Here is a 17,489-nt window from a genome sequence, read left to right on the forward strand (position 1 = left end):
GGAGCGCCAGCAAACCGTGATAGGAGCTCAAGCCTTCAATTCATTTGCCGCGTAGGAGAAGTAATCCTTACTGATCAGCACGTCCGCGCGATGGACCTGCGCGGGATAGGCGAGGATGGCGTTCATTCGTTCAATATCGCGAAAAATGACCCCACCACCGCCCTCCACATGCGCCTGCCGCCCCGCCAGGTCAGGAAAGGCCTCGAAAATGGCGAAGCTGGAGGGGCCAAACCGCACGGCAAACCAGGGACCGGTAGCAGGCTCTTGCTCTACGCAGGCATTGATATCACGTAGCATCTGCAGCACCGCCTCTTCCTTGCCCGGTAAAGCCTCTATTTGGATGTAGAATGCCTTCCTGCCCTCTGCACCCTGCTCTCCCAGAACCTCCACTCCGCGATGATAGCCAGCAGAATCCTGCGTGGCCGGCCAGGTAACTGAATAGGATTGCTTTGCTGTCGGCTTATCTGTCATGACTTGCTCCTAAGGCAATTGGTAAAGATCACAGCGGTTGATCAACCCGCCAAGAAGACTCCACTCTAATAAAGCGGCAGCACAGCGTGGTGTCGAAACCTCGCAACTTTTTGCCTGATTATCCATGCTAGCTTTACCCGATCACCGCCACACAGCAGAATACCTCATGGCAAACTCACTCCTGCAAACCGCCCATCAATACACTCAGACGCATAGCGATCGCGATGGTATTGCGCGCACAACCGTGCCTGGTCTGGTACTGATCCGCAGCACGCGCCCGACTGAGCTGGAACACGCGATAGTGCGCCCGCTGTTATGTCTGGTATTACAGGGTTGCAAGCAAGTGAGTATGGGTAATAGCGATTGCAGCTTCGGTGCTGACGAGACCATGCTGGTTACCAGCAACCAGCCCACTGTCAGCCGCATTATCAGCGCCAGCCCGAGCAAGCCCTATCTGTCGATTGCGCTCGATCTGGACCCCTGTATCATTGCCGAGTTGAACCTGGCTAGCACCCAAACGCCAGGCAGCTCCGCGCTCCAGCATGACGCCTCGCTAGAGCTGAGGGAGGCCGTGCGCCGTTTGCTGCAGTTGCTGGAGCAGCCGCACTCACTTGCGGTATTGCAATCAGCTTTGCTGAGAGAGATACATCACTGGTTGCTGCTGGGCCCCCAAGGCGCTGCCGTGCGCAACCTAGGCATGCCGGATAGCCAGGTGCAGCGTATTGCTCGGGCAGTAGCGCTGCTACGAGAAAACTACAAACAACGGCTGACTGTAGAACGCCTTGCCGCCGCAGCGGGTATGGGCCGCTCGGCCTTTCACCAGCATTTTCGCGCCGTTACCTCGCTATCTCCGTTGCAGTTTCAGAAGCAGCTGCGATTGATTGAGGCGCGCAGACTGCTGCTCAATACCGGCCAGTCCATTAGCACGGTCGCGTTCAAGGTGGGCTACGAGAGCATCTCGCAATTCACTCGAGAGTACCGCCGCATGTTCAACCTGCCACCCCGACAAGATCGACAAGCGGCGCACATACGCGCTGAGTGACGTCAGCCAGTCTGCGCTGATAGGCGGCAACTTAGCTTGGGGCTGGGACATCTAACAGAAGATCGCAGAACAGAACGAAAAACGCCTGCTGCAAGCAGGAAGCTTGCAGCAGGCGCTGAGAGCGCAGCGACCCTAGGGCCGCTTGGCGCTTACTCCCACTCGATGGTGGCGGGCGGCTTACTGGAGATATCGTAAGTAACTCGCGATACACCGCTGATCTCATTGATGATGCGATTGGATACCAGCTCCAGGAAATCGTAGGGCAGATGCGCCCAGCGGGCGGTCATGAAGTCGATGGTTTCCACCGCGCGCAGGGCAATAACCCATTCGTAGCGACGGCCATCACCCACCACGCCAACCGATTTGACCGGCAGGAAGACCGCAAAGGCCTGGCTGGTCTTCTGGTACAGATCGGCGCGATGTAGCTCTTCAATGAAGATATAATCGGCACGACGTAGAATCTCTGCGTACTCCTTGCGCACTTCCGCCAGAATCCGCACGCCCAGGCCTGGACCGGGGAAAGGATGACGGTAGACCATATCGTAAGGCAGACCCAGCTCCAGACCGATCTTGCGAACCTCATCCTTGAACAACTCACGCAGTGGTTCAACCAGCTCGAACTGCATATCGTCAGGCAGGCCGCCGACGTTATGGTGCGACTTGATTACGTGCGCCTTACCGGTCTTGGCCCCGGCTGACTCGATCACGTCAGGATAGATGGTGCCTTGCGCCAGAAACTTGATGCCCTGAAGCTTGGTCGCTTCTTCATCGAAGACTTCGATAAAGGTGCGGCCAATGATCTTGCGTTTTTCTTCCGGGTCGGTGACACCCAACAGGCGCGACAGGAACTTATCTTCCGCATCGGCGCGAATCACCTTAACGCCCATGTTTTCGGCAAACATGGCCATCACCTGCTCACCTTCGTGCAGACGCAGCAAGCCGTTATCGACAAAAACGCAGGTCAGTTGGTCGCCAATCGCGCGGTGCAGCAGTGCCGCGACTACAGACGAATCGACGCCACCGGACAATCCCAACAAGACCTTGGCATCGCCCACCTGCTCGCGCACGGTAGCGATGGCATCATCAACGATGTTGGACGGAGTCCAGAGTGCCTCACAGCCGCACAGCTCAAGGATAAAGCGCGACAGAATGCGCAGCCCCTGTTTGGTGTGAGTCACCTCAGGATGAAACTGAACGCCGTAGAAATGACGGCTTTCATCGCCCATGGCGGCAATCGGGCAGCTGGGTGTGCTGGCCAGAATATGGAAGCCTTCCGGCAGGCTGATCACTTTGTCGCCGTGGCTCATCCACACATCAAGCGCATAGGCGCCGGTATCGCTGACGGCATCTTCGATGCCTTCTAGAAACGCACCCTGCGCGACCAGATCGACACGGGCGTAGCCAAATTCGTGCTTTTCGGAGCCCTGCACCTTGCCGCCCAACTGCTCGGCCATGGTTTGCATACCGTAGCAAATACCCAACACCGGCAGCCCGAGTTCAAATACCACCTGCGGCGCGCGTGGCGAGCCTGCCTGCGGCACAGACTCAGGCCCACCCGCCAGAATAATACCCTTGGGGGCAAACTCGCGAATCTCGGCCTCGGTCATATCCCAGGCGCGAATCTCACAGTAGACACCGATTTCACGCACGCGGCGTGCGATCAGCTGAGTGTACTGGGAGCCGAAATCAAGAATCAGAATGCGGTGAGCGTGAATATCGTGGGAAGCCATATCTGTCTCTAGCCTGAGCTGAAAGGGAAATCAAAACTACAGACCCTGCATGATGCAGGGTCTGTCGCGTCGCATACCTACGGATTAGCCAATCCGGTAGTTCGGTGCTTCCTTGGTGATCTGCACGTCATGTACGTGTGACTCACTCATGCCTGCACCGGTAATACGCACAAACTCCGGCTTGGTGCGCATCTCTTCAATATCACCGGCCCCGGTGTAGCCCATGGACGCCCGCAGGCCACCCATCAGCTGGTGGATGATCGCTGATAGCGAGCCTTTGTAAGGCACGCGACCTTCAATACCCTCGGGTACGAGTTTCTCGGCACCGGCACTGGAATCCTGGAAGTAACGGTCAGAAGAGCCCTGGCTCTGCGACATGGCACCCATCGAGCCCATGCCACGGTATGCCTTGTAAGACCGCCCCTGGAACAGCTCAACTTCACCTGGCGCCTCTTCGGTACCGGCGAACATGGAGCCCATCATCACCACCGAAGCACCCGCGGCAATCGCCTTGGACAGATCACCAGAGAAGCGGATACCACCGTCAGCAATCAGCGGTACGTCAGTACCTTTAAGCGCAGCAGCCACATCGGCAATGGCCGAAATCTGCGGCACGCCAACCCCGGCGACGATGCGGGTAGTACAGATAGAGCCAGGGCCAATACCCACCTTGACTGCATCGGCACCCGCCTCAACCAGCGCGATGGCAGCAGCGGCCGTGGCGATATTGCCACCCACTACCTGAATGTCAGGGAAGGTCTGCTTGACCCAGGTCACGCGATCCAACACGCCCTTGGAATGGCCATGCGCCGTGTCCACGATGATCACATCCACACCCGCAGCGGCCAAGGCTTCAACGCGAGCCGGCGTCTCCGGACCAGTGCCTACCGCAGCACCCACCAACAGGCGACCCTGGTCGTCCTTGGCGGCATGGGGGTAAGCTTTGGCCTTCTCGATATCCTTGACGGTCATCATGCCCTTGAGGTGGAAAGCGTCGTCGACGATCAGCACCTTTTCGATGCGATGGCGATGCAACAGCTCACGGACTTCAGCGGCGGCGACCCCTTCCTTGACAGTAACCAGCTTGTCTTTGGGGGTCATAACATCACTGACTAACGCATTCATGCGTGTTTCAAACCTGATGTCACGGGCAGTGACGATACCAACGAGGTCGCGGCCAGCGACGACGGGGACACCGGAAATGTTGTTCTGACGCGTCAGCTCAACCAGATCACCCACGGTGGCATCCGCTTCAATGGTGATGGGGTCCTTGACCACGCCGGATTCAAACTTCTTGACCTTGCGCACCTCAAGAGCCTGCTGCTCAATGGTCATGTTTTTGTGAATAATCCCCATGCCACCCTCTTGCGCCATGGTGATGGCCAGGCGGGCTTCGGTGACAGTGTCCATAGCAGCGGACAACAAAGGGATATTCAATTCAATACGCCGGGTAAGCCGGGTTTTGAGGCTGACGTCTTTCGGCAGCACCTCAGAATATCCGGGCACCAGCAGAACATCGTCAAAGGTAAGGGCTTCTTGGCTAATACGCAGCATAGCAGGGCTCCCGAGCGGGAAAATGGAAGCGCGCCATTATACCTATCCACTGCCCTACACTCAATTACAATGATGCTTCAATGCGAATTTACTTGGCGCGTACCCGAGCAGCAGCGAATGCACTAGAATGCTCGCATGAATGATGATGCCCTGTTTAAACAGCTTGGTGCCGAGCGCGACGTGCTCAGCGTCAGCCAACTCAACGCCCGCGCCCGACAATTGCTGGAAGATGTTTTCCCGCGTATTTGGGTAGAAGGCGAACTCTCGAATCTGGCGCGCCCCTCCTCTGGGCACCTTTATTTCAGCCTGAAGGACGATCGCGCCCAGATTCGCTGCGCCCTGTTTCGCCAGCATGCCTCCCGCCTGAAGGTCGCCATGAAGGATGGCCTGCAGGTGCGCGCACGCGGTCGGGTCAGCCTGTATGAGGGGCGCGGCGACTATCAACTGATTGTCGACAGTATAGAACCGGCCGGTGACGGCGCACTGCGTAAGGCGTTTGAGGCACTGAAGGCCAAGCTGCAGGCCGAAGGGCTGTTCGAGCAAAGCCTCAAGCGTCCGCTGCCAGCCCACCCACAGCGGATCGGCGTCATCACCTCAGCCAGTGGCGCGGCGGTGCGCGACATCATTAGCGTATTTCAACGCCGCGCGCCCTTCATTGAGCTGGTTATCGTGCCCTCTGCCGTTCAGGGCCGTGAAGCCGCACCGCAATTGGTGCGTGCACTGCAGCAGGCTGACCGCGCCGGCTTTGATGCCTTGATCGTCAGCCGTGGCGGCGGCTCGCTGGAAGACCTCTGGCCGTTCAATGAGGAAATGGTTGCTCGCGCCATAGCCGACTGCCAGACACCCACCATCAGCGCCGTGGGCCACGAAACCGACATTTCCATTAGTGACTTTGTCGCCGATGTACGCGCGCCCACGCCCTCGGCCGCCGCCGAGCTGCTTAGCCCGGATACGCAGGCGTTGCTGCGCCAGGTCGAGCAGCTTGAGCGTCGCCTGCTGCAGCGCCTACGCGAGCGTCTTGGTCGCGCGCGACTGCAACTGGATAATCTGCGCCAACGCCTTCGCCATCCTGGCGAGCGCCTGGCTCAGCAGGCACAACGACTGGATGAGCTGGAGCTGCGCCTGCGCCGGGCACTGACCCAACAATTAACCCAACAGCAACAGCAACTGACGCACCTGCGCACACGCCTGCAGACCCAGCATCCCGGCCGTCACCTGAGCCAACTGCGCGACCAGCTAGAACAGCTTGAGGCTCGCCTGCCGCGCGCGATGCACAATCAACTCAAGCAGCAACGCCAGCAGCTGGAGCAACTAGCGCAAACGCTACATCTGGTGAGCCCGCTGGCCACCCTGGGGCGCGGCTATAGCATTCTGCTGGACGACAACGGCACCGCGGTACGCAGCGCCAGCGCCGCCAGCGCCGGTCAGCGACTGAAAGCGCGTCTGCACGACGGTGAACTTAACGTACGGGTCGAGGCCGAAACGCCCTACACTCTTTCTTTATTGGACTAATTCATGCTTCGCAACCTGCTCGCCGCCGCGCTGCTCGGCCTATTCAGTCTCTCCGCCCAGGCCGAGGGCTTTATTACTCGCTTGCTGAATCAACCGGTGCCCGGTGGCGTAGCCGTTATCACCCTGCCTGAGCAAGCGAGCGCGCCACGCGCCGAATATCAAGGCAAGCCGGTACTCATCATCCGCGAAGAACAAGAGCGCTGGATTGCCATTGTCGGCATTGATCTGAAAACAGCACCCGGCGAGCAGCAGCTGCAACTCGATAGCGGGCAGCAGATCAGCTTTGATGTGGGTAGCAAACGCTACGAAGAACAACACATCACCCTGCGCAACAAGAGTCAGGTAAACCCGGCACCCGCTCAGCTGGAGCGTATTCAGCGCGAATTGGACGCCCAGCTGAATGCTTACGCCCAGTTCAGCCCGCGCCAGCCGAGCAACCTTCTGCTTGATCGCCCCGTACCCGGCTCGCTATCGAGCGCCTTCGGCTTGCGCCGGTTTTTTAATGGTGAAGAACGTAACCCGCATTCAGGCCTCGACTTTGCTGCAGCTACCGGGACCCCAATCAAGTCGCCCGCTGCAGGCAAGGTCATTCTGACTGGCAACTATTTCTTCAACGGTAATACCGTCTTTGTCGACCATGGCCAAGGGCTGATCAGCATGTTCTGTCACCTCTCCCGGATCGACGTGGCCGTCGCAGACGAGGTGCCGCGTGGCGGCGTACTCGGCAAGGTCGGCTCCACCGGCCGCGCCACCGGACCACATCTACACTGGAACGTGAGCCTCAATGGTAACCGGGTAGACCCGGCTATTTTCATCGGCGCTTTCAAACCCTAAAAGTGACTGCCGCGTTTTGCGCAAAACTAACGCACAAAATCGCCACAGCGCAGAAAAATATGCGCAAAAAACAGAAAACACGCGCATTTCTGCCAAACTTTTATTGCCTATTGAAATAGTCTCGCCCAGTCATTACCTTTTACTGCAACAAACACCTACGTTAACCACCCAGCCTTCACGAGAGGCTGGTGCAGCAGGGACACACAAAAATGAGCATGCTCAACGATCCATCCAGCAAATACCGCGCCTTCAAGGCCATCGACATTCCAGACCGTCAGTGGCCGTCAAAGACCATCACAGAGGTACCCCTGTGGTGCAGCTCTGACCTGCGTGATGGCAACCAGTCGCTGATTGAGCCGATGGATCCGGTACGCAAGCTGCGTTTTTTCCAGACCCTGGTGCAGATCGGTATGAAGCAGATTGAGGTGGCATTTCCCTCCGCTTCACAAACCGATTTTGATTTCGTGCGCACCCTGATCGAAGACGGCCACATCCCCGATGATGTCACCATTCAGGTGCTGACACAGGCTCGTGCTGACCTGATCGAGCGCACCTTTGAGTCGGTACGTGGCGCGAAAAAAGCCATCATCCACGTCTACAATGCCACCGCACCGAGCTTCCGCCGTATTGTCTTCAAGCAAGACAAACAGGGGGTAACCGATATCGCGGTCAACGCCGCCAAGCTGATCAAGCAACTGGCCGACAAGCAACCGGAAACCCAATGGACCTTCCAGTATTCACCGGAGATTTTCACCTCTACCGAGCTGGACTTTGCCATTGAGGTTTGCGATGCCGTGCTGGACGTCTGGCAACCGACGCCAGAGAACAAGGCCATTCTGAATCTGCCAGCGACTGTTGAGGTCTCTACTCCAAACATTTACGCCGATCAGATCGAGTGGTTCTGCCGCCATATCAGTCGCCGCGATAGCGTGCTGATCAGCCTGCACACGCACAACGACCGGGGCACCGGCGTCGCCGCTACGGAACTGGGCTTGCTGGCAGGGGCCGACCGGGTCGAGGGCTGCCTGTTCGGTAACGGTGAGCGGACCGGCAACGTTGACCTGGTCAACCTGGCACTGAATCTGTACACCCAGGGCATTAACCCGGGCCTGGACTTCTCCGACATAGACGCCGTGCGCAAGGTCGTTGAAGAGTGCAATCAGCTGCCCGTTCACCCGCGCCACCCTTATGTTGGCGATCTGGTTCACACCGCGTTCTCCGGCTCGCATCAGGATGCGATTCGAAAGGGCTTTGCGGTGCAACAGAGCGAGGGCGTCTGGGAAGTTCCCTATTTGCCGATTGATCCGGCTGATATCGGCCGCAGCTACGAAGCCGTAATTCGGGTCAACAGCCAGTCAGGCAAGGGCGGTATTTCTTATCTGCTGGAGCAGGAATACGGCATCAGTCTGCCGCGCAGAATGCAGATCGAGTTCAGCCAGGTAGTACAGGGCGAGACCGACCGCCTGGGTCTGGAACTGACTGCCGCGCAGATCCACGATCTGCTGGAGCGTGAATACGTGCAGGCGACTAACCCCTACGCGCTGATTCGTCACCGCTTACAGGAAGAGAACGGCACCAGCGCCGTCGATGTGGAAGTCCTGAACAAGGGTGAGACGCTGCACTGGCGCGGCCTGGGCAAAGGTCCGCTGGAAGCGCTGGTCGCCGGTCTGCCCGTCAAGGTAGAAATCATGGATTACCATGAGCACGCGATTGGCTCTGGCAGCAACGCCAAGGCTGCTGCCTATGTCGAAATCCGCTTGGAAAACGGCCGCCCACTGCACGGTATTGGCATTGACGAGAATCTGACCACTGCCAGCTTCCGTGCGCTGTTCAGCGCGCTGAACCGGGCGCTGCGCCAAGCCGACGCCAAAGCAGCCTGATCACCTGATGAACGACTAGGGCTTGGCAGCTTGTTGCTGCCAATGCCCCCTGCCCCATAAACACATCGCCTCAAGCACCGGTCGCAAGCTAGCACCGTGCTCGGTAATTCGGTACTCCACTCGCGGCGGCACCTCGGCAAAGACGGTGCGGGTTATCACCCCGTTACGCTCTAGCTCGCGCAGCTGCTGCGTCAGCATCTTTTCGGTGACATCCGGAATCAATCGCTTCAGCTCGGAAAACCGCTGTGGCGCCTGAATAATATGGTAGGTAATAACCGACTTCCACTTGCCGCCAATCACCTCCAGCGTGACCTCAATGGGCGTGCTGTAAACCTTATCACCCTGCACCAGACGCTTGCCTTCCGCAATCTTGGCTTGCTGTTCACTGATCGCCATCTACTCGCCTCCGAAACCTTAACTTACCAATAGGTAAGTAACTGCTAAAATCGTACGTACTTGTTATAAAGAATGCCACCCCCATAATGACCGGCATGAAGGTATCAACCAGATACCCCATTCAGGAGATACCCATCGCATGAGTACCCCGCTATTACTGCAGCCAGCACGCATTGGCAGTCTTGAAGTCCCCAACCGCACCGTAATGGCTCCGCTGACCCGCCAACGCAGTCAGCAGCCGGGCAATGTACCCTACGCACTGAATGCCGAGTACTACCGCCAGCGTGCGGGCGCTGGTTTGATTATCAGTGAAGGCACGCAAATTACACCTGAGGGTCAGGGTTATGCCTGGACACCCGGCATTCATAGCGAGCAGCAGATTGCTGGTTGGAAGCAGGTGACTGATGCTGTGCATGGTGCCGGTGGGCGCATGTTCGCGCAGCTATGGCATGTGGGCCGTATTTCGCACACGCTGGTGCAGCCCAACGGCAAGGCACCACAGGCTCCCTCCGCCATTCATGCCAAAGCGGACGTCTATGTGCAGGAGGCCGACGGTAGCCATCACAAGGCTGCCGCTTCAATGCCAAAAGCGCTCGAGACCGACGAAATTGCGGGCATAGTGCAAGCCTATGCACAGGCAACAACCAACTCGATCAAGGCCGGTTTTGATGGTGTTGAAGTGCACTCGGCCAACGGTTACCTGCTTGACCAGTTTCTCTGCTCAGACAGCAATCAGCGTACCGATGCCTACGGCGGGAGCCTGGAAAACCGCGCTCGACTGGTGCTTGAGGTGGTAGATGCGACTATTGCGGCAATGGGCGACGCCGGCCGCGTAGGCGTGCGTTTCTCACCGATGGGCACCTTCAACGATGTGAATGACGCCAACCCGCTGGAAACCTTCAGCTACCTGCTGAACGAGTTGAACAGCCGTCAGCTGGCGTATGTACACATCAACAAACCCGACTGGGCTGGTGGCAGCTACGAGGGCTTTGAAGATCTACTGCAAGCGCTGCGTGAAGTGTACAAGGGCGACATCATCCTCGCTGGCGGTCTGAATGCCGACAGCGCAGAGCAGGCCATTACTTCCGGGCTGGCGCAGTTTGCTGCCTTTGGCCGGCCCTTTATCGCCAACCCCGATCTGGTCGAGCGCATCAAGCAGAGCTCCCCCTGGAACCAGATCAATCCCAACACCCTCTATGGCGGTGCTGAAGTGGGCTATACCGATTATCCCACCATGGCAGGCTAATACCAGCCAGCGGTATGCAGATACAAAAAAGCCAGCATCTCTGCTGGCTTTTTTGTATGCGAAAGATCAGCGACGATCCTTGCTCTTTTTCTTGCTCTTCTTGTTGTGGCTCATCAAGCGCCGCTTCTTGTTAACCTGACGCTCGGTCAACTTGTTCTTCACTTCCGAGTAAGGGTTATCACCGCCCTTGTACTCTACCCGAATCGGCGTACCGGCCAGCTTGAGCACCTTACGGTAGGTATTCTCCAGATAGCGGGTGTATGAACGCGGAATCGAATCCACCTGATTACCGTGAACAATAATGATCGGCGGATTGGAGCCACCCAAATGCGCGTAACGCAGCTTGATCCGACGACCATTGACCATGGGTGGCTGATGCTCGGTGACGGCATCTTCGAGGATCTCGGTCATGCGACGCGTCGGGATTTTAGTCATGGCGCTTTCAAACGCCTTGTCCACCGACTTGTAAAGCAGACCCACACCACTGCCGTGCAGGGCTGAAATAAAGTGCAAATCGGCGAACTGGGCAAAGATCAGGCGGCGCTGAAGCTCGGTTTTAACGAACTCCTTCTCCTCATTCTCCATGCCGTCCCATTTGTTCACCGCAATAACCAAAGCACGGCCGGACTCCAGCACAAAGCCCAGTAGATGCAGATCCTGCTCGACGATGCCTTCGCGCGCATCGACCACAAAGATGACCACGTTGGCATCCTTGATCGCCTGCAAGGTCTTGATCACCGAAAACTTTTCGATGGCCTCAAACACTTTGCCGCGGCGCCGCACACCTGCGGTATCAATCAGCGTGTAAGGTTTCTCGTAGCGCTCGTAGGGAATATAGATACTGTCGCGGGTGGTACCAGCCTGATCAAATACCACAACCCGGTCTTCACCCAGCATGCGGTTAACCAGCGTCGACTTACCTACGTTAGGGCGGCCAATGATGGCGATCTTGGTACCGATCGGCTCAACCACCATCGCAGTGCCGTCTTCACCCTCACCGGCAGCCTGCAAGCCTTCATCGTTAAGCACCGCATCGAGCATCGGATTGATGTTGCGGCCATGTGCCGCGGCGATGCCGATAGGGTGGCCCAGACCCAGCTGGGAAAACTCACCGAGAATCGCATCCGGATCGGCGCCATCAATCTTGTTGGCGATCAGATAGGTATGCTTGTTGCGCTTGCGTAGATGCTCGGCAATCAGCTCGTCACCCCCGGTACGACCGGCACGCGCGTCGACCAGAAACAACACCGCATCGGCTTCTTCGATAGCCTGCAGCGACTGGCCAGCCATGATCATATCAAGGCCTTGCTCGTCGCCGGTGATACCCCCGGTATCAACCACAATATAAGGTTTGCCCTGCCATACGGCTTCGCCGTATTGGCGGTCGCGGGTCAGGCCAGATACGTCGGCAACAATGGCGTCACGACTTTTGGTCAGACGGTTGAACAACGTGGATTTGCCGACGTTCGGCCGCCCCACGAGGGCGATAACAGGAACCATGATCACTCCGCGCACGCCTGGCGTGCCAAAAAAACAAAACGGCCGCTACGCAATTGCGCGCAGCGGCCGAAGAAGTATAACGCGTTTCGGTTTACTGCAGCTTATAGGCTGCCAGATCACCGCTATTACCGAACACAAACAGGGTATCACCGAGCACAATCGGCTTGGCGCGAAGGCCGTCGCCATCGACTTTGATGCGACCAACCATGCGACCGTCAGCCTGCGCCAGCAGGTGCAGATAGCCTTCAAAGTCGCCTACCGCCACATAGCTGCTGACGACTACCGGTGCTGTCAGCTGGCGTCGGGCCAAACTGTCATTGCTCCACAGCGCAGACGAACTACCTTCGTCAAAGGCCTCAACGGTGCCGTTAGCCTCACTAACAAAAACACCGCCGTAACCAACGCCAGGAGCAACATAAGTTGATGCTGGCTGCACCCACAAAGGACGGCCAGACTGCGCATCCAGGGCTGCTACATTACCCTGAAAAGAACCCACGTAGAGCTTGTCATCGGCAAGCAGAAGCTGGCCATCGATATCAACCATGCGCTCCAGCTCGGAGCGGCCCTGTGGCTGCGCTACGCGCTGCTCCCACATGGGAATGCCGTTCTCAGCAGCAAGCGCGACGACCTTACCGCTGGCCAAGCCGACAAAGACCTGACGCAAATTAACCAAAGGAGTGCTGGTACCGCGGACTGTCAGCACCGGCAGACTGGCTTCATAGATCCAGCGCTGATCACCGCTACTGATATCCAGCGCAACCACTTTGTCGTCCTGCGTCTGAACTACCACCACGTCGCCGTTGGTTTGCGGCGCAGCCAGAACTTCACTGGTGACCGATTTGCGCCACTCTTCCGTGCCGTCGGTATCATCCAGAACGATCACCTGACCGTCGAGCGTGCCGACCATAACGCGCCCACCGCCTGCACCCACAGCACCGGACAGCGGCTCGTCGAGCTTAACCTGCCATTTGACTGAACCATCATCACGATCCAGCGCGACAACGCGGCCCTTGGCATCGGCAGCGTACAGCGTCAAACCATCCATTGCTGGCGTCAGGTTGTTGTAAAGGTCACCCTGACCGTTGCCGATGTTGCGTTTCCAGACCCGGTCCAGCTCCACTTCGGCATTAAACTTTTGCAGCTCCGCTGGCGGCAATTCCTTCTTGCTGCTGCTACCGCAGCCAGCAACAACCAGCGCACTCAGCGCAACAACAAGATAACGAGACTTCAGGTTCACTAGGCTTCCTCCGCCAGATCATCCAGCTTCAATTGCAGCTGAGGGCGCGCTGACGCATCCTCCAACGCTTCCTTCGCAGCCTTGTAGGCTTCACGCGCCTCATCACCACGACCCAGCGTTAACAGCAGGTCACCACGTATCTCTTCACGAGTTGCGCGCAACTCAGCACCTTCAACCGGAGTGGAAAACAGCTCCAGCGCTTCTTCGGCGCGTTGCTCTTCACCCAGCACACGGGCCAGGCGCTGACGAGCCACTTCCTGCAAGGTCGCGTTTTTGCTGCCATCCATCACTTCGCGCAAACTTTGCTCGGCGACCGCAAAGTCTTTCGCTTCAACCGCCAGGCGCGCCTGCATCAGCGCGGCATAATCAGCGTATCGGGTACTGGCGTATTCCTCGCGTACTTGCGCCGCCAACTCGGCCGCACGCGCACGTGATGCCTCGGAGTCACTGGCCAATACGGATTCGAGCATCGATTGATAGAGCGTGGAGGCGTTACGCGCTTGGGTATCCTGATAGTTGTTCCAGGCCTGCCAGCCAAAAACGCCGGCCAGCGCGATAGCAACACCGGTCAGCAGAGGCATACCATGCCGACGCCACATATCCTTGATTTTCTCTACCTGTTCTTCTTCTGTCTCGTAAGCCACCCTTCACTCCTTAGCCTTCAACAAGCGATTCGATTGTCGCTCAAATAATCTGTGCAAGCCGAGCCGGCAGATCCTGCCAGCTCAGATTTTCCTGTTCTTCTTCAGTGCGCAGTGGCTTGAGACCTATCTGCTGTTGCTCTACTTCGCTCTCGCCCAGCACCAGCGCATAGAGTGCCGCCGACTTATCTGCCTTCTTGAACTGACTCTTGAAGCTACCGCCACCGGCGTGGACTACCAACCGCAGGTTCGGCAGCGCGTCACGTAACTCTTCTGCCAGGCGCAAACCGGCCGTTACGGCCGCATCACCCAGAGTGACGAGATAGACATCAACCTGGCGAGCCAGTTCGGCGGGCACTTTATCAAGGGTTTCGATCAACAGCAGAAGCCGTTCAACGCCCATGGCGAACCCTACCGCCGGAGCGGATTTACCGCCCAACTGCTCGACCAGACCATCGTAGCGTCCACCGGCACAAACGGTACCCTGCGCTCCCAACTTGTCGGTCACCCATTCGAACACCGTGAGACCGTAATAGTCCAGCCCACGCACCAGCCTTGGGTTGATTTCATAAGGGACGCCAACCGCATCAAGCAGACTACGCAGCTCGGCAAAGTGTGCCTTTGCCTCTTCGTTCAGATAATCCGCCAACTTGGGGGCATCAACCAACAGCGCTTGGGTCTCAGGATTTTTACTATCCAGAATCCGCAGTGGATTAGTACTCAGACGACGCTGACTATCTTCATCCAGCTGATCAAAACGCTCATTCAGATAAGCTACCAGATCATCGCGATAGCGTGCCCGATCGGCCGACGTACCCAGGCTGTTCAGTTCAAGTTTGACTGCATCGCTGATCCCCAGGCGCTGCCATAAGCGCCAGGACAGCGCGATCAGCTCGGCGTCAATATCCGGCCCCCTGAGATTGAAGGTTTCCACGCCAACCTGATGAAACTGACGATAGCGTCCTTTCTGTGGCCGTTCATGGCGAAACATCGGCCCGGTGTACCAGACCTTCTGCCCTACGCCGCTCCCCAGCAGACCGTGCTGTACCATGGCACGCACACAACCCGCGGTACCCTCTGGGCGCAGCGTCAGAGAGTCGCCATTGCGGTCATCAAAGGTGTACATCTCCTTCTCGACAATGTCGGTCACTTCGCCGATGGTGCGTTTGAATAGCTCGGTAGGCTCAACAATCGGCAAACGAATTTGCTGATAACCATAGCTGGTCAGCAAATCTGCCACGGTGCGTTCGAGGTACTGCCAAAGGGCGCTATCGGCGGGCAAAATGTCATTCATGCCGCGCACGGCTTGCAGGGTTTTCAAAGCGTATTTCCTTTCATTGCCGCTTCAGCCGCGGACGATGGTATTGGCGTCCAGCGCCTGCTTAGCGGCAATCTTGTCGCGAATCATTTTTTCCAGCCGATCAACCAGATCAGCGTTATCTACTTTCTGGTCGGGTTTACCATCCTGATAGATCAGGTTGTTCGGCGAGCCACCAGTCAGGCCGATATCGGCCTCTTTGGCCTCACCCGGACCGTTTACTACACAGCCAATCACAGCAACATCCAGCGGCGTCAGCACATCATCCAGACGGCTTTCCAGCTCGTTCATGGTTTTGATGACATCAAAATTCTGCCGTGAGCAGCTGGGGCAGGCAATAAAGTTGATGCCCCGCGAACGAAGGTGCAGCGACTTCAGGATATCGAAGCCTACCTTGATCTCCTCGACCGGATCGGCCGCCAGCGAGATGCGGATGGTATCACCAATACCCTCAGCCAAAAGCATGCCTAAGCCGACAGATGACTTCACGGTACCGGAACGCAGCCCACCCGCCTCTGTGATACCCAAGTGCAGCGGCTGATCAATCTGTTGCGCCAACAAACGATAAGCACCCACGGCCATAAACACGTCGGACGCTTTGACGCTGACCTTGAAGTCCTGAAAATCAAGCCGATCCAGATGCTCGACATGACGCAACGCGGACTCTACCAACGCGGCCGGGGTTGGCTCGCCATACTTTTTCTGCAGATCCTTTTCCAGCGACCCGGCGTTCACGCCTATGCGAATCGGAATCCCGTTGTGACGGGCCGCATCGACCACCGCCTTGACGCGGTCTTCACGGCCGATATTGCCGGGGTTGATGCGCAGGCAATCCACACCCAGATCGGCAACTCGCAGAGCGATCTTGTAGTCAAAATGAATATCAGCAACCAACGCCATGCTGGTCAACTTGCGAATCTCACCAAACGCCTCGGCCGCTTCCATGCTGGGAATCGACACCCGCACGATATCAGCACCGGCAGCTTCCAAACGCTGAATCTGGTCGACCGTAGCCGCCACATCACAGGTTTCGGTGTTGGTCATACTTTGCACTGAAATAGGCGCATCGCCTCCGACAAGAATCGAACCTACCTTGATCTGCCGGGACACACGACGCTTAATCGGCGATTGATGCTGCATAGCGGAATAACCTCTTACTGACCCAAGCGCAGGCGCGCGACGCCTGACTGACTCTGTTGCGGCAGCGTAATTTGCTCACCCCGATAGTTGATACTTTGCACGGCGCTACGATCGCCAATCACCAGATCGACAGCGCCCGGATGGCTCAGGTTCAGCGTTTGCCCGGCCTGCATCAAACCACTGTGCAACACCTCGCCACTCACCGCCTTTACTTGCACCCAGCAATTAGCCACAAAGCTCATACTCAAAGCAGCACTTGCAGACGGCTGCGGCTCAGCGGCAGCGATGGCAGGACTGTCTTGCGATGCAACGGCTGCAGCGCTATCAGCAACAACCGCTGTATCGACGCCACTGGCGCTCGCAGCATCTTCATCGCCACTCACATCCGTAACAGCCGATTGTGATTGCGCCTGCTCGACCTCATCCAGTCCGAGATTTCCGCCGGTCAGCGCCTCGGCCTGCTCTGCGATAGCCGCTGGCAAGGTGAGAGAGTCTACCTCGACCTCATCCATCAATTGATCGCCCGCCAGAGGATCAGCCGGTACTGACGGCACTTCACTGCCGCGATTGTCATACCACCAGGCTACCGACGCGATCAGTATGAGAAGAATCAGCAAGCTGACCCAGCGCATAAGCCCGCCACCACTGCGACGTGGCTCGGCGATCCGGCTTATCCCATTAACCGAGCGCTCGCGTACTTCAATGCCGCGATAACGGTCAAACTCAAGGGCCAGGCGATTAGGATCGAGCCCTACCATACGGGCATAACTGCGAATATAGCCGCGTGCAAAGGTATCTCCGGGCAGGCGATCGTATAGCCCGTTCTCGATACCATCGACAGCGGCAACGGAAATTTTCAGGTTTTGTGCAATATCGAGCTGCGACATCTTGCGCTCGGCACGCGCCTCCCGCAACGTCTCACCCGGGTTACTCATGAGCTGCTTTTCAGCGGGAGCTGCCGGTGCATCAGGGCGTTCTGAACTCATAA

General features: G+C 57.5%; 15 protein-coding genes. 5 read left to right on the forward strand and 10 right to left on the reverse strand.

Annotated features, from left to right (window positions below; genetic code table 11):
* Positions 1-27 precede the first annotated feature (27 nt).
* A complete protein-coding gene (locus H4J77_RS00630; RefSeq protein ID WP_220469193.1) occupies positions 28-471 on the reverse strand; it encodes a putative quinol monooxygenase in 444 nt (147 codons plus the stop codon).
* Between the two features lie 166 nt (positions 472-637).
* On the opposite strand from H4J77_RS00630, the gene H4J77_RS00635 reads away from it, so the two are divergent.
* Complete coding sequence (locus tag H4J77_RS00635; RefSeq protein ID WP_182246579.1) at positions 638-1,513, forward strand: AraC family transcriptional regulator; 876 nt, start codon at positions 638-640, stop codon at positions 1,511-1,513.
* Positions 1,514-1,662: 149 nt separating this feature from the next.
* Here H4J77_RS00635 and guaA read toward each other — a convergent pair whose 3' ends face one another.
* A complete protein-coding gene (guaA, locus tag H4J77_RS00640; RefSeq protein WP_182246581.1) occupies positions 1,663-3,243 on the reverse strand; it encodes a glutamine-hydrolyzing GMP synthase in 1,581 nt (526 codons plus the stop codon).
* A gap of 84 nt (positions 3,244-3,327) precedes the next feature.
* Positions 3,328-4,797 carry an IMP dehydrogenase gene (gene guaB, locus H4J77_RS00645; protein ID WP_123888499.1) on the reverse strand — a complete coding sequence of 490 codons (1,470 nt, stop codon included), beginning with the start codon at positions 4,795-4,797 and terminating at the stop codon, positions 3,328-3,330.
* A gap of 135 nt (positions 4,798-4,932) precedes the next feature.
* Here guaB and xseA point away from each other — a divergent pair, with 135 nt between their 5' ends.
* The 3 genes from xseA (at position 4,933) to leuA (ending at position 9,023) form a co-directional block, all read left to right on the forward strand.
* On the forward strand, positions 4,933-6,309 hold the full coding sequence (xseA, locus tag H4J77_RS00650) for an exodeoxyribonuclease VII large subunit (protein WP_182246583.1): 1,377 nt from the start codon (positions 4,933-4,935) through the stop codon (positions 6,307-6,309).
* A gap of 3 nt (positions 6,310-6,312) precedes the next feature.
* Entirely contained in the window at positions 6,313-7,143 is an 831-nt protein-coding gene (locus H4J77_RS00655; RefSeq protein WP_182246585.1) for a M23 family metallopeptidase, read from the forward strand.
* A 209-nt stretch (positions 7,144-7,352) separates the two neighbouring features.
* Complete coding sequence (gene leuA / locus H4J77_RS00660; protein ID WP_123888496.1) at positions 7,353-9,023, forward strand: 2-isopropylmalate synthase; 1,671 nt, start codon at positions 7,353-7,355, stop codon at positions 9,021-9,023.
* A gap of 15 nt (positions 9,024-9,038) precedes the next feature.
* On the opposite strand, the gene H4J77_RS00665 is transcribed toward leuA, so the two are convergent.
* The gene (locus H4J77_RS00665) at positions 9,039-9,419 is read right to left on the reverse strand and encodes a helix-turn-helix domain-containing protein (RefSeq protein ID WP_182246587.1); all 381 of its coding nucleotides are present in this window, start codon (positions 9,417-9,419) and stop codon (positions 9,039-9,041) included.
* A gap of 139 nt (positions 9,420-9,558) precedes the next feature.
* Here H4J77_RS00665 and H4J77_RS00670 point away from each other — a divergent pair, with 139 nt between their 5' ends.
* The gene (locus tag H4J77_RS00670) at positions 9,559-10,665 is read left to right on the forward strand and encodes an alkene reductase (RefSeq protein ID WP_182246589.1); all 1,107 of its coding nucleotides are present in this window, start codon (positions 9,559-9,561) and stop codon (positions 10,663-10,665) included.
* Between the two features lie 66 nt (positions 10,666-10,731).
* On the opposite strand, the gene der is transcribed toward H4J77_RS00670, so the two are convergent.
* From der to H4J77_RS00700, 6 genes are all read right to left on the reverse strand, one after another.
* A complete protein-coding gene (der, locus tag H4J77_RS00675) occupies positions 10,732-12,165 on the reverse strand; it encodes a ribosome biogenesis GTPase Der (RefSeq protein WP_123888494.1) in 1,434 nt (477 codons plus the stop codon).
* A gap of 91 nt (positions 12,166-12,256) precedes the next feature.
* Positions 12,257-13,402 carry an outer membrane protein assembly factor BamB gene (gene bamB, locus H4J77_RS00680; protein ID WP_123888493.1) on the reverse strand — a complete coding sequence of 382 codons (1,146 nt, stop codon included), beginning with the start codon at positions 13,400-13,402 and terminating at the stop codon, positions 12,257-12,259.
* On the reverse strand, positions 13,402-14,046 hold the full coding sequence (locus H4J77_RS00685) for a tetratricopeptide repeat protein (RefSeq protein ID WP_123888492.1): 645 nt from the start codon (positions 14,044-14,046) through the stop codon (positions 13,402-13,404). Before H4J77_RS00685 ends, bamB begins: the two co-directional genes overlap by 1 nt.
* 40 nt (positions 14,047-14,086) lie before the next feature.
* Positions 14,087-15,364, reverse strand: coding sequence for a histidine--tRNA ligase (gene hisS, locus H4J77_RS00690; protein WP_259364649.1), 1,278 nt, complete (start codon positions 15,362-15,364; stop codon positions 14,087-14,089).
* A 24-nt stretch (positions 15,365-15,388) separates the two neighbouring features.
* Entirely contained in the window at positions 15,389-16,501 is a 1,113-nt protein-coding gene (ispG, locus tag H4J77_RS00695; RefSeq protein WP_123888491.1) for a flavodoxin-dependent (E)-4-hydroxy-3-methylbut-2-enyl-diphosphate synthase, read from the reverse strand.
* Positions 16,502-16,515: 14 nt separating this feature from the next.
* A complete protein-coding gene (locus tag H4J77_RS00700) occupies positions 16,516-17,487 on the reverse strand; it encodes a RodZ domain-containing protein (protein ID WP_182246591.1) in 972 nt (323 codons plus the stop codon).
* Between the last annotated feature and the right edge of the window lie 2 nt (positions 17,488-17,489).

Origin of the sequence: Pseudomonas sp. 5Ae-yellow (genome assembly GCF_014077575.1) — a bacterium.
Classification (GTDB): Bacteria; Pseudomonadota; Gammaproteobacteria; order Pseudomonadales; family Pseudomonadaceae; genus Halopseudomonas; species Halopseudomonas neustonica.